Below are 13071 nucleotides of genomic sequence, written 5' to 3' on the forward strand. Positions count from 1 at the left end.
CAGAGCCCACATGGTCGACTGCAAGAACAAGAAGCGATGACCCGATCCGGGCTGTGCTCAGCACAGGTGAGCGGCCCAATCACCTGAGCTGATATCATCCGGCAACTTATCCGCCGAGTAACAACGATGAATCGCCGCAAGAAAATCAACCAACTGCTGAAGGCCAACGCCAAGAAGGCCAGCGCCAAACTGGCGCCGAAAAAGAAGTCGACCTACATCAGCAAGGCCGACCGATTGAAGCTGGAGGCGCAAGCCGCTCAAGACCCGGCCATCGTCCCCGACAACTGATCCTGCACGCCTGCGCACGCCCACTACACCCTTGCCTCGGCAAACTGGTTACGTCCCGATGCCTTGGCACTGTACAGCGCCTGATCTGCCGCCTCGATCAGCCCCGGCAGATAGTTCAGTCCCGCGCCCGTGGCTGCCGCAATCCCGATGCTTACGCTCACACGTCCCAACGGGCTGGAGGTGTGTGCAATGTTCTCCTGTTCCAAGCAACGCAGAATCAGTTGCGCCACTGTCCTGGCACCGTCACTGTCGGTGTCCGGCATGATGACGCCCATCTCTTCTCCGCCATAACGTGCCACCAGGTCCGATGGCCGTCGCACACATGCCTCCAGGATTCGGCCAACCGCTTGCAGGCAGGCGTCTCCGGCTACATGCCCGAGCGAATCGTTAAACAGTTTGAAATAGTCGATATCAATCATCATCAACACCAACGAGGTGTTGGCACGTTGTGCCCGTCGCGCCTCCGTGGCGAGGGTCTCGTCGAAACAGCGCCGATTGGCCAGCCCCGTCAGGGGATCCTTCATTGCCAGCAACTCCAGCTGGCGATTGGATGAGAGCAATTGCTGCTGGGCGCCGCGCAACTGCCCCTCGACCTCAGTTCGCCGGCGAATATCCAGAATCAAGAAGCAACCGATAAGAGCGGTCAGCCCCAACAGCCCCGCCACCACGACCGTCGACAACAGCGCTTCCATACGCCAGGCAGCGAGGGCCTCTCGCTTGCCGAGTGCAACGGTCGTGATCAGAGGCAGCCGGTCACTCTTGCGAAAAGCATAAAGGCGCTCGACACCGTCCAGGCTGGAGGTAAACGACGCGGTACCGACAGTTCGATCGACCAGGTACTTGGCATAGATCGGCGACTTCAAAAAATTGCGCCCCATATCCTGCTCACGGAAGGGATAGCGAACCAGCAACGTACCGTCGGTATTGGACAAGCCAATGGCCCCCTCCTGCCCAACATCGATCTTGCCAAACAACCGCAGGAAGTTTTCGATCCCCAAGGTCACCGCTACCACTCCGGCAAACTCGCCGCGAGGATCATTGAAACGCCGACTGAGGGTAATCACCCACTCCTGATTGGAGCGGCTCTGAATTGGCGGCCCTATAAAGGTCTCACGGGATGGATCGTCGCGATGATGAATGAAATAAGCCCGATCACTGCTGTTCGCCCCGACAGGCATGGGCCGATTGGAAGACATCAGCCAACGGCCCTGATTATCGTAGATGGTGACGCCACTGAGCTGTGGCATCAGCGGCTCCTGTCGCTGGATCAGCTTACTCAGGCGCTGAATTTGTGTGGGGCCGCTACCTTCGGTTTCCAGGCGCTCGACGAGCCCGAGCAACAGCGCCGAGCTCTGACGAACAATACCTTCGGAGTAGGTCGCTAGCGCCTGGGTCAGGTTCAAGCTATGGACATTCACATCCCTCAATACCTGCTCTCGAGATGCCAACACTTTCCAAACAGTCAATGAAGCCAGGGAACAACCTACGACCAACAGTAACAGCACAACCAAGCGTGTATCACGCTTCACATTCCCACCTTATGGATAGTACGGTTCAAGTTCTAGTGTAGCGGTTGTAATAGATGGCTAGAAACTTAAACCCGTCGTATTGGATCAAAAGTCCATGTCAGACCAACTAGCGGTAAGTACAGACCGCACCATCGCGGTTCTCATCACCAGACCTTAATTGGCGCCCCTTTGGACATCGCCCATGACGCCAACAAGGTTCCCCCTCCGCGGAATCTTGCTGTTAATACGGTACGTTAGTTCCAAATTAAACCTCTGACGCACTGCAGCAAAAAACACTTAGCTAGTTAATGAATACGCTTAAAAAATCGGCTAACCGTTAAAGTTAATAGATCCCCCGGCGGATACATTGAAACCCAGGCCAGCTTGGGTCAGCCAACTAAGAGTTCGTCGAGGGTCCTATGGACGCATTACGTAACATCAAGCTTTCCACGCGATTAATCTCTGCATTTGTGGTGTGCGCCATCATCACACTGGGAGTGGGGCTCTTGGGGCGCTCGGGTATCGCATCGCTAAAGACAACAATAAACGCAATTGTTAGCAACAACCTGGTGTCCGTTAACAACACGGGGAGTGCTCGGGCCAGTGTTTTTGCATACTCCAAGGACCTGCATGCGGCCCTGCTACTGAAGTACACCAAGGCCGATTCGGGCAAGTTTGAATCGGCAGTGCAGTCCATGTCCGAAAATCAGAAGGAAGTCGAGCGGCTTTTCAAGGAATACCGCCAGACGCCTCTGGCCGATGACGAGCGCGTGGCGGGCGATCAGTTCGAAAAGGACTGGCCGGCCTATGTCCAGGGGGCGAACAAGGTCATTGCCCTGGCGAGAGCGGGCGACCTTGACGGCGCCACGCAGATTTTCCAGCAGCAGGTTTCCCCGGCGTCCAAAAGCATTATTGATCAGTTGCAAATCATTGTTGCCTCCAACTACCGTCAAAGTGGCGAAGCCGCCGACGCCGCCGAGGCCGCCACTACGAGTGCTTACTGGACATTGGGCATAGGAGTTCTACTAGCTTTCCTCGCGGCCGTCTCACTGGGCCTGATCATCACCCGCTCGATCACGCGGCCACTTTCCATCGCGGTACACAGCGCAGAAGAAGTCGCGGAAGGAAACCTTTCCAAGAGCATTCAAATCAGCGGGCGGGATGAGGTCAGCGCCCTGCTGAATTCGCTGGATAAAATGCAGCAAAATCTGCGGGCCACAGTCAAAGAGATTGGCAGCGCCGCGGACCAACTGGCCTCTGCGTCTGAAGAGCTGAACGCCGTCACCGAGGAAAGCTCGCGGAGTATGACGCGACAGAATGACGAAATTCAGCAAGCAGCAACGGCGGTCAACGAAATGACCGCGGCAGTGGAAGAAGTTGCCCGCAATGCCACGGGCGCCTCTGAAGCCTCGGAGCAGACCAGTCGCAGTGCCGTACAAGGGCGCGATCAGGTGCGCAGAGCGGTTGCCTCGGTGGGTGCGATGGCGGACGAGATTTCCAACTCGACCGGCAAGGTCGAAGTGCTTGCAACTCGGGTCAACGAGATCACCAAAGTGCTGGAAGTGATCAGGGCCATCGCCGAGCAGACCAATCTCCTGGCCCTCAATGCGGCCATCGAAGCCGCCCGGGCGGGTGAACAGGGTCGCGGCTTCGCCGTGGTGGCCGATGAAGTGCGCGCACTGGCCCACCGGACCCAGGCGTCGACGGCGGACATCGAATCGATGATGCAACAGGTCCGCTCGGGAGCTGAAGAAGCCGTCCTGGCGATGAACAAAAGCAAGGAACTGGCCGCCGATACACGGGCGCAGTCGATTGAGGCCGGCCAGGCCCTCGACAGCATCACCGAGGGCGTTTCCATCATCAACGAAAAGAACCTGGTCATCGCCAGTGCTGCTGAAGAGCAGGCTCAGGTCGCCCGTGAGGTTGACCGCAACCTGGTCAACATCCAGGATCTTTCCGCACAAACCGCAACAGGCGCACATCAAACCAGCGCATCAAGCGCCGAATTGTCGCGACTCGCGACCTCATTTGGCGTGCTGATCAGCCGATTCACCGTTTGATGGTTGCAGCCTTGACCGCTTGGACCGGGTCAACAGGCTCCTCAAGCTTAAGCGCCTCCCCTTTACGGGGAGGCGCCGACGGCAAGCAACACATTGTTCAAGAGTCAGGGGCCGAGGTCGGAATCGAACCGACGTAGGCGGATTTGCATTTAATAAAATCTTATTTTGTTCAATTAGTTAGTGATAGATCAGGCTAGTTAACGCCGCCCTCTACCGACATTAATAAGGAAATCATGAAGTCTCTTTACCTATGTACAACTCTGCTGCTTGCAGGCTGCACTCCAGCACCGAAATACCTTGTGCCTGCGGGAGCGCCTCACGCACTTATTCGCAGCGAATTGGTATCGATGGAGAATCATCGAAACCATGTGTCTCTGGTCGAGGCGCCTGCCATCAACTGCAAATACGGCAGAACCGTGGAGACTGCGCCGGGAGGGCAACTGGTTTCCGTCTATAAGAATGTATCGACGCCGGAGGGCTTTTTTCCGATTGAAGCCGGCAAGCCGCTGCACCTGGTCATGCGCGGCATGGCCAACGCCAATCGCTCGTGCAGCGTAGCGTTCGTCAGCGAATTTGCGCCGGGCGCACGTTACGTGATCAAAGGAGGAATTGTCGACAGACCTGGCACGCTGAACGGTTGTTACATTGACATATTCAATGTCGATTCGGGCGCCCGCCTCCCCATGGCCGATGCGTCGAAAATCGACCGTAGTTGTGCGTTGGACCGGCTACCTAAGCTCTAGTGGAAGATCGCACCCTGCCTAACCTTGTCGGCCACAACCTTCATTCTTGCGTATTCAGCAAGGCGATAAGCAACTGCTCGACTGCATCGATTTGCGCTCAACTTTCCATCTAATGCTCCTTGATCCGGCACCATGCCGGTCAGCTTTGGAGAATTAAAGCTGTCGCGGCTAAGCCGGACTCTTCGGCATCCAGCCCACGGATAACAACACGCAAAACGCTCAAAACCACCGCAAAAGCTGGTTCGGGCAAATCCCCCAAAACACTAAAACTGTTTACCAGGCCATTCAGGAGCATTTGCCGGAGCCGCTTGCGACGAACCTCTGGGTCGGATCAAGGGCCAGAACGATACAGCGCTGAGCATTCTGAATGTCGTCGGCTTCATCGATGCTTGGGCGCTTGACTGGCTCGGGTTCGGGTTCGGGTTCGGGTTCGGCAAAACCATGGTTTCCACGAATCCTCGGGGATCTTCGCCATTACTCGCGATATATCTTAGAATGCCCGGTCGCCGAAGAACCGTCATGACTATAGCCATGAAGGGCTTCCATTCTTTACAGAAAAGTGTGGTTAAGATGAACAAGCCTTTCATTACGCTGTGCCCTGAAATAACTCGGGCGCACGCGCTGAAGTTGATGGATTGGTTGGAAGATGAGCGCGTGACCTGCTATCTGAGCGATTCACCCCATGTCTCCCGTTCCATTGAGCAAGCCATTGATCGGACTCAGTTGCCGATCCTGACCCATCTATTCAACCAAGGCGGCAGATTCTTCATGGCCTATGACCGGCATGACGTCCCGGTGGGCTTTGTCCGCCTGATCAAGACCGGTTCAGATTGCGAGATCGTCCTGGCCATTGGAGACAGCGAAAAATGGGGCCGAAACCTTGGCTCCCGCACGATTCGCGAAGGCATGAAACTGGCCTTCCTCGACATGCAGGCCGAGAAGCTCATCGCCAAGATTCACCCAGATAACTCACGCTCGCTGAAAGCCTTTCTGCGGAGCGGTTTTGCGCTTGAGAGCGAAACGCCGACATTGAAGTCATTGTCCATGACGGCGGGGCGCTATCTCCAGTTCTTGCGCGAAGGAGCCGGTAACGACTCCACCAGGATCTACATCACTGAAATCGACAAGGCCAGGCTCGAAAGCCTAATTGCATTCGAGCAAGGCCCGGCGATTGTTGAACTCGAACATGAACTTGAGCGAGCCATTGTCGTCAAGCCGCAGCAGGTGGCGCGCAATGTCATCACCATGAACTCCAGGGCGTTGCTGCAATTGGACGACGAAGAGCTCGAAGTGGCCTTGGTCTACCCTGAAGACGCGGACAGCAACGCAGGGAAGCATTCCGTGTATTCCGATATAGGCGCCGCCATCCTTGGCTATCAGGAGGGGGACGCCATCGACTGGCGAATTGCTGATCGGACCCGCCGGATCGAGATCAGAAAAGTGCTTTACCAGCCGGAGGCTGCGGGCGATTTCCACCTGTAATTGCGCCTTTTGCTCGATGTTCGCTAATCGGACATGAGGACTCCCTAAACAGCAGCGCCTCACTTGCAGTGCCTGAGCGACCCGTTGCATGGTCAAGGGTAGGAGCGGAGCAAGTTACGAAAAGCAGGAGACGGCAGAACATACCTGGCCGGCTCCTGCGAAAGTTTTAACTCTCTAGGCTCACGGCTGGCCTCGGGTGATGGTTCAACTTCGTATCCGAGATGCCCTGATCTAAAAGCGTGTGATCGAGGTAGCACGGGAGTTCAAGCCTTCTCCAGCGCCCAGCCGATGTCCGACTAATGCGTGCCAGTGATGCAGAGGGACTGTATCTGCGTGTTGGCCGCGGCGAGACTTCCAAAAAGATCCAAATCCCAGGCAATAAAAAACCCCGTAGACGTTAATCTACGGGGTTTTCAAGGGTGGAGGCCGAGGTCGGAATCGAACCGGCGTAGGCGGATTTGCAATCCAGATAAAATATCAATACTTTCAAAGAGTTAATTATAGATCCGTTCCGCAAGCGCCATCTCTTAGAAAGCCCGCAGCCCACGGTCTATGCGGATCATTATTTTGATTGCGGAACTGATTTCACCGGCACCCTTAGCGATTCAGAGCCCAGTGACAGCCGCAGCCCTCACGGCTCCTCACCCCCTCCCCCTAACCAGGCCAGCTCAATCGATACGATGCTGGATTGGTCGTAGTCGATGGTCTGCCCCACGGCCAGCCTGACTGATTCCTCGAAAAAATTGCTTTATTTAAGTATCCAGCTATTACCGCCCGCCAAGGGCACTACTGGTACTATTCTCGTCCTTTTCGAAGGAAGTCGATGCGATGTCGGGCGAATATTCGTTATTGGATATGCTGGAAAGGATGTATCAGAATCAGCTCGGTTTGGAAGCGGCCCTGATGGAGCTAGCGCTTCATGCTGAACAACAATGTTTGGCCGAAGTCGGAGACAACGTTCGAGGTGCCTTGTGGACGATCGGCGAGAACGCTGGCCACATCAAGCTGGGGTTGGCTCGACTGAAGGGAAAGAGAACTGGCTAGGGTGGCTTTCGGCTCAAAATGATCTGGGTAGCCACCCGTGCGGGGTGGCCTTTTTCGCTATCATTGCCTCTGGAAACTGCTAGTGCCCTTAGGTTAAAAATTTTCAAGTGGTTTTTTCTTAAAATAACTACTTAGATCAGTGAGCCTCATACTAGTTGTTCAAAAACTCAATTAAAACACGAAAAATATGTGCACAATCATTCAGAAATAGTTATATAGCTTTTATCAAGCCTATCATTGGGACTCGGCCTTCTACCAAGATACACAAACTGCATAAGATCATTAAAAGAGACGACCTCAATCGAATCCCCCTCAACAAAACCCTTTGCACTAAACAAGCCCATTGCACTTTCAAAATCATTATAAAGAACACCATTTTTAGAAATAGTACTATCTACTTCGCAAAGACGCCCCATACAGCAATCATACATATTCGGTGCATTACGCATACTTTGATCCGCAATTAAATCCCCGAACTTTCTTCTTATATCTTCGATACCCTCTACAGTATAGGCCGGAACCTCAAGTAGTTCTTTCTTTCGTTCAAGAACCCACTCCTTTGCTTCACTTACACCAACAGCCTTTAGGATTGATAGCGAATACTTGTCAATAATAGAAATATTATTGCCATCAGCCTCATATAAGCTCTTCAACGCTTTATAGCGAATAAGGGGCGGTAAGATTGAGAAGGACGAAATTATCGCGGCATTCCTTCCAAACTTATGCACTGTAAAAAACTCTACAAATAAATACGCATAAATATCAAACAGACTATCGAACACACTATCGATATCTTCTTCAGTGACTGGCCCCAACTCTTGTGTATGGGTGCACTTATTCCCGACAACTCTTATATTCTCAACAGCATCCATTAGCAGCTTGCTATCATTGCTTTTCGCTTTAAGAGCTGAGACCATCTTGGAATTACCCAAAGTAACCTGATCATCCGGATCAATATCAAGAATCCGCCTAACTACAACTTCAGCATACTGCCTTACAGTTGAGATAATACCTCTTTTGGATCTATCTTTTAAATAGATAGCGTCATTTAGCAACTCCGCAACCAAATCGCTATATGCCATGTTATTGAAATTAGCCACACTCGCCTCCTTTGCATTTTGGCGCACTATCGCCTTTTAGTTCCAATTCAGATTACAACATTACATAAAGCAACATAATACGCATTGATTCACGCACCACCCAGTGGGCGCTGTAAATTCAGTCTCAGCATCTTGTCACAGTTAATCTCTGCGCGTGATAGTTCGGATTGAATTCGGCCGCGGGATTGAGCTGGATAGGGATTCGCCCCCCTTCCTTATTATACATAGGCTGGTTTAGGCCAGAAAATGCGAAAAAAGCCGCCTCGGGAAGCTGCCTATAAAGACCTATAACGGCCCACGCTTTGCCCTAAATTTGCCCTAAACACCCCAACGATTTTCAGTTGTGTGACTCATGGAGTTGATCACCATCTAAGTAGCGTTGTTCGATGAAAATTAACGAGCGCAACAGACTGCTTTCGGCCAGGAACGGTCATTCAGTAGTGTCGAAAACAGCGCCCCTGCGGCACTAAGCGCAGCGCAATCTCCGCTGAAGTTCCAAGCAGCGTCCGACCTAACGTCCGATATTACGTCTCCCTTTCATTCGTTTATCAACTCATCTACCTTGCCACATAATGCCCTCAAGATCTTCGCGTCTCCACTTATAATTTGAGGACTTATATCCGCCGCATGCCCCCCCGTATGAGCGATTCTATTTCGATAGCGTGCGATACGCTGAAGCTCTTCCTGAGCTGTATTGGCGACCTCTCTATTACCCACCCCCACCGGCAAGCCTAACGCCACTTTAACTTCAGGACAGGCGCCCAATTTGTCCCAAGTCATCCTCACACCCAAATCGGTCATCCGCGACAAAAAATTTTCAAGCTTAATTGGACTTTCAATGTAAGCTAAGGCTTCCACATTGAGCTGTAGACGAGAGGAGTCGGGTACACAACTACCAATACTCCTACAAAGGTCTTCAGGGTTAATTGATATATAATCTGGAGGTGAGTCGACTCGCCGTAACAAGCCTGCAGCTTCTTTAATGTGGCACTTCAATACCGACGAACCCACTTCAGCCGCCTTTTTTCCAGATGCATTCAACGAAACCACAAACTCCCTTATTGCAGCTCGAAGATACTCCTCAAAACCAGCAACCAATGTCACATAAAATGAATTAGCAAGCAGTTGATGATCTGGCGAAGCCACTCCCATCCTTTTGTTAACAATTGCTTTCTGCTCTCGCCCCAACTGTTGCCATGGAATGTTATTTCTAAGCACGGACTCGAACTCTATCGCCCCTTCTATCCAAGATTGCCAAGCAAAATTTTGCTCAACAAGAGAGTCGAAAGCTACTTTAGCTGCTGAAGTCCTTTTCTTGACCAATTCCATATTAGAGCACGCCGACAAATAATTTTTCCACCAGATCCAGCCGTTTTTTAATAGCCTCAGCCGTGTTTGCGCGCCCAACGATCAACTCATAAGTATCTTCATCGGCAACTGCCTTTTCCAGTTCAGCCTTAAGCTTCGCTCGTTTCTTAACAAGCTGATCTTTATTAGAAAACTGTCGATCACATGCAATAACGATTGCATCATAGAACGGAGGCGACACCTTATCTTGATCTTTATAAAAGTCTTTAAGCTTAAATGCATCACCACCAAATAGATCTTTAGCCAAATCTACACGCGAACGAAAATCCGAAGCCAAACCTGACAAAGCATCACTATCAGTATCAAGATGCATCAACATACACCTGTCGAGCATTGCCTTAACTGAGCCTTTGATGTTTGATTTCTTACGAAACGCAAAGAACCTTAATACTAGTTCGCAATCAATCATTCTTTTGAAAAAGCCGTTCTCAGCCAACTGTTGACTAATCTGCCCCCTAACAATGTTATCTGCATAACGTGGCACGCCGAGCAAATCATTAAATGACTCATAGCCCGCAAGTTCAACTAGAAGCTTAGCAAACTCGCTAGAATATATACAATTCCTAAGCTCCTGCGCATTAAGTTTTTGCCCACCTGTATTCAATCGTTCAAAAACTATCCTTCTTAATTCATCATCGGTTTTTTCGCGAGAGGTGCTCTGGAGAATTACAGCAGAGAGCCTGCGGCGATCCAAACCCCGCTGAATCATTTGCGGGAGATCCGAATAGTTAAACCCGTTCAAATCAGGCCAGTACTCTAATCCTGTCAATTTAAATCTATTCGAATAAAATGAAACTATCGCTGACAGACGCTGCTGCCCGTCCATCACTTCATACCGACTATATTCCGGCTCAAATAGAAACACAGGCGGAACTGGCAAATTCATCAAAAGAGATTCAATGAATTGCGATTTCTTCTTATTATCCCACACTTGCCGCCTTTGATACTCAGGCTGCAAGTTCATCCATCTTTTTTGGTGAACGAAATCAAGAATTTGAGGCAATAAGAAATCATTCCTTTCTTGCCCCACCCCACGATCCTCGTGCTGGTAGCGTTCTTCTAATTCTCTAAGGCTCAATTTGGGTTTAGCCACGAGGCACTCCATTGTCAAAAAATAGAAGCTGCGACATTCTTACAGCAAAAGCGCAATGTCAACTTTAGATTTAGGAATCTCTGCTACCGCATCACTGCAGGCCCCACTTCGCGATTGCACTGGATTATTAACGACAAAGGTGCTCAAGCGGTCGGTACAGGGAATGCTGCAGTTCGGCGGGTCGGTGGATGTTGTCGCATCCCACCGGCCCGCTCCTTTTCACTTCGTTGAAACAACTCCCTTCACATAGTCCTGGCACGCAGCCAGGGCAATCAGTCCTTGATCGCCGTCTCCGGTGATGACGACAATTCGTTGAGCATGCGCTGGGTCAAGTTCGGCTCTCGCCGCTCCATGAACCACGCCGCAGGTGCCGGCGGTGGCTGGCAACCCACCGCTACCACCCGAGACGGCGGTGTTGAGTAGGACTGACAGCCGCAGATCAGCAGTAGCAAGCCGATCACGCAGGCGAGCCTGGTTCGTTTGAGCATCACGCAGCTCCTTGTAATGGGTTTGGTCGTTCAACTGCAGGCGATCCTCAAGCGCCCTGCGGGCATCCTGCTGGGTTTCTTGCCAGTTGATCACCGCGGTGGCGGCCTGCTCGCGATCCGTGCTGTACGCCTCGGCATGTTCGGCCAGGGCCTTGCCGTAGACGTTGGCCTGCCACGTCCAGGCCTGCCAGCCGCCTAAGGCGAGCCCCAGCACCAGGGCCAAGGCTGGCAATAACCAGCCCGGGGCCTTCACGCCAGCACCTTCAATGCACGCTCATACAGCGACTCGCGATCCGCCAGGCCGTTGGTTCCTCCGTTGATGCGCTTGGTGATAGTGAGGAAGTCGCCTTTATCGGCCAGCGTGTTCAGCCCTGCCCGCTGCCAGAACCAACCCGCCGACAGCGCGGCATAGACCGGGGTTTCCAGCAGTTCGGGGGTGTTGAGTAGTCGAGCATCGCTGAACAGCGCTTCGCTACAGGCTTCATAGTTCGCCCGGCCCGTGACCTGAATCAGCCCCCGGCCCCGGTACTTCTGGCCGTCACCGTCCGCTTCGGGGGTGTTACCCAGACGCTTGGCCAGGGTGCCGGTGTCGTACTTGCTCAAGTACTGATCGCTGCCCAGCTCACGCACCCACTGCAACTGGCCGGACTCATGACCGATCTGCGCGATGAACGCTGCCATGCGCAAGCGGGTGATGATCGAGTACTTGCTCATGGCGGCGTTGAGAGCAGGAACAAAAACGCCGGCTTTAGCGCCGGCGTTGGGGAGGATTTGCAGCAGTTGCTGCGCTGTAATCGTCATGCCAGATATCTCCAGTGATGATGGGGGTTAAAGCTGCACAACCTTGAGCGGCTTTGTTTCTTTCTTTTTCTTGCCTTTGGCTTTCGCCTTACCCTTCTTGCCGCCGTTGCATTCGACCGTGGTGCTCCACCCGGACTGGGTAAACACCTGTTCGACCGAGTCCACCAGGTACTCGCCATCGAGGCCGACCTTGAAGCCCTGGGCATTGATCATGCGTTCAGCGAATAGATCGGTTCGGCCAGACATCTCCAGGCGCACACCGGCGGTGCTGCGGTTGAATGCCGCCAGACGCGCCTTGGCGGCCTGCTCGGCAGCGGACTTGTTCGGGTAGATGTGGCGATCGGTGTGCACCGGCGGCAGGCCGTCCGGTGAGTCATCGTTGCCCAGGTCGACGACCCGCAGCTTTCCGCTCTTCTTGTCCTGGTGCTTGGTCTGCACCGCCTTGTGGGTGCTTTTGTCCCCCAGTCGGAACTGATAGCGGCTCACGTCGCGGCGAGTGATGGTGACAGTACCAAGGGCCTTGCCGCTGGCGCTCTGCCCGGCCTGCCGAGGCAGCACCAGCAGCTTGCCGTCGGCCACCTTGGCCGTGCAGTCGTACTGCTTGGCCAGGCGGGTGATGAAGTTGAAGTCGGATTCATTGAGCTGATCGACCCGGGGCACCTTGGTGGTCACCGGGCACACTGGTTGCCAGCCATTGCGGGTCGCCACATCGCGCACGATCTGCTGCAGCGGGACGTTTTCCCAGCTCCCACTGCGGGTGGTCTTGCCACTGCCGCGCATGTCGCTGGCCTTGCCCCGGATCTCGATAGAATCAGGCGGCCCCGTCACCACGACCTCATCCACCATGTAGCGCCCAAGGCGGGTCAGTGACTGGCCGGCGTAGCCCATGAACACCTCAATACTGGCGCCACGGCTGGGCAGCGCCACCGCGCCGTCGCGGTCGTCGATGCGCAGCTCAAACTCGTCCGACTCTATGCCGGGCTTGTCCGAGGTGCGCAGGGTCAACAGCCGGTCATTGATCAGTGCGGTGATGTTCTTACCGTCCGCAACAATTCGGAATTCTGGTTTCACTGCTCATGCTCCAGAAATGGAAAAC

At 53.3% G+C, this 13071-nt stretch carries 12 protein-coding genes; 5 read left to right on the forward strand and 7 right to left on the reverse strand.

Translation table 11 applies throughout. The features are described from left to right. Positions 1–126 precede the first annotated feature (126 nt). Positions 127–288: a DUF2986 domain-containing protein gene (locus GWQ44_RS09500; RefSeq protein WP_080963102.1), complete on the forward strand. Its 162-nt coding sequence runs from the start codon at positions 127–129 to the stop codon at positions 286–288. A gap of 23 nt (positions 289–311) precedes the next feature. On the opposite strand, the gene GWQ44_RS09505 is transcribed toward GWQ44_RS09500, so the two are convergent. Beyond that, positions 312–1817, reverse strand: coding sequence for a diguanylate cyclase (locus GWQ44_RS09505; RefSeq protein ID WP_275927130.1), 1506 nt, complete (start codon positions 1815–1817; stop codon positions 312–314). 398 nt (positions 1818–2215) lie between these two features. Between GWQ44_RS09505 and GWQ44_RS09510 the strand changes: the two genes are divergently transcribed. The 4 genes from GWQ44_RS09510 (at position 2216) to GWQ44_RS09525 (ending at position 7125) form a co-directional block, all read left to right on the forward strand. Then, positions 2216–3856: a methyl-accepting chemotaxis protein gene (locus tag GWQ44_RS09510; RefSeq protein ID WP_275927131.1), complete on the forward strand. Its 1641-nt coding sequence runs from the start codon at positions 2216–2218 to the stop codon at positions 3854–3856. A gap of 233 nt (positions 3857–4089) precedes the next feature. Then, entirely contained in the window at positions 4090–4599 is a 510-nt protein-coding gene (locus GWQ44_RS09515; protein ID WP_275927132.1) for a hypothetical protein, read from the forward strand. Between the two features lie 519 nt (positions 4600–5118). Continuing rightward, positions 5119–6081 carry a bifunctional GNAT family N-acetyltransferase/nucleoside diphosphate kinase regulator gene (locus GWQ44_RS09520; protein WP_275927133.1) on the forward strand — a complete coding sequence of 321 codons (963 nt, stop codon included), beginning with the start codon at positions 5119–5121 and terminating at the stop codon, positions 6079–6081. 828 nt (positions 6082–6909) lie between these two features. Further along, positions 6910–7125: a hypothetical protein gene (locus GWQ44_RS09525; protein WP_275927134.1), complete on the forward strand. Its 216-nt coding sequence runs from the start codon at positions 6910–6912 to the stop codon at positions 7123–7125. A gap of 197 nt (positions 7126–7322) precedes the next feature. Here GWQ44_RS09525 and GWQ44_RS09530 read toward each other — a convergent pair whose 3' ends face one another. The 6 genes from GWQ44_RS09530 to GWQ44_RS09555 form a co-directional block, all read right to left on the reverse strand. Beyond that, on the reverse strand, positions 7323–8225 hold the full coding sequence (locus GWQ44_RS09530; protein ID WP_275927135.1) for a hypothetical protein: 903 nt from the start codon (positions 8223–8225) through the stop codon (positions 7323–7325). A gap of 537 nt (positions 8226–8762) precedes the next feature. Further along, entirely contained in the window at positions 8763–9554 is a 792-nt protein-coding gene (locus GWQ44_RS09535; RefSeq protein WP_275927136.1) for a HEPN domain-containing protein, read from the reverse strand. Between the two features lies 1 nt (position 9555). Next, complete coding sequence (locus GWQ44_RS09540; protein WP_275927137.1) at positions 9556–10686, reverse strand: DUF262 domain-containing protein; 1131 nt, start codon at positions 10684–10686, stop codon at positions 9556–9558. A gap of 219 nt (positions 10687–10905) precedes the next feature. Continuing rightward, positions 10906–11427: a lysis system i-spanin subunit Rz gene (locus GWQ44_RS09545; protein WP_275927138.1), complete on the reverse strand. Its 522-nt coding sequence runs from the start codon at positions 11425–11427 to the stop codon at positions 10906–10908. Further along, positions 11424–11975 (reverse strand): glycoside hydrolase family 19 protein, encoded by a 552-nt coding sequence (locus GWQ44_RS09550; RefSeq protein WP_275927139.1) that lies wholly within the window; start codon positions 11973–11975, stop codon positions 11424–11426. Before GWQ44_RS09550 ends, GWQ44_RS09545 begins: the two co-directional genes overlap by 4 nt. 27 nt (positions 11976–12002) lie before the next feature. Next, the gene (locus GWQ44_RS09555) at positions 12003–13046 is read right to left on the reverse strand and encodes a contractile injection system protein, VgrG/Pvc8 family (protein ID WP_275927140.1); all 1044 of its coding nucleotides are present in this window, start codon (positions 13044–13046) and stop codon (positions 12003–12005) included. Positions 13047–13071: the final 25 nt, after the last annotated feature.

The sequence above is a fragment of the Pseudomonas sp. 3MA1 genome, from assembly GCF_029237275.1.
Lineage (GTDB): Bacteria > Pseudomonadota > Gammaproteobacteria > Pseudomonadales > Pseudomonadaceae > Aquipseudomonas > Aquipseudomonas fluorescens_AP.

Bases quoted from the DNA above. Each gene is read 5' to 3' on its own strand.
- GWQ44_RS09500 (WP_080963102.1), top strand. From the start codon at position 127: ATGAATCGCCGCAAGAAAATCAACCAACTGCTGAAGGCCAACGCCAAG.
- GWQ44_RS09510 (WP_275927131.1), top strand. From the start codon at position 2,216: ATGGACGCATTACGTAACATCAAGCTTTCCACGCGATTAATCTCTGCA.
- GWQ44_RS09515 (WP_275927132.1), top strand. From the start codon at position 4,090: ATGAAGTCTCTTTACCTATGTACAACTCTGCTGCTTGCAGGCTGCACT.
- GWQ44_RS09520 (WP_275927133.1), top strand. From the start codon at position 5,119: ATGACTATAGCCATGAAGGGCTTCCATTCTTTACAGAAAAGTGTGGTT.
- GWQ44_RS09525 (WP_275927134.1), top strand. From the start codon at position 6,910: ATGTCGGGCGAATATTCGTTATTGGATATGCTGGAAAGGATGTATCAG.
- GWQ44_RS09535 (WP_275927136.1), bottom strand. From the start codon at position 9,554: ATGGAATTGGTCAAGAAAAGGACTTCAGCAGCTAAAGTAGCTTTCGAC.
- GWQ44_RS09550 (WP_275927139.1), bottom strand. From the start codon at position 11,975: ATGACGATTACAGCGCAGCAACTGCTGCAAATCCTCCCCAACGCCGGC.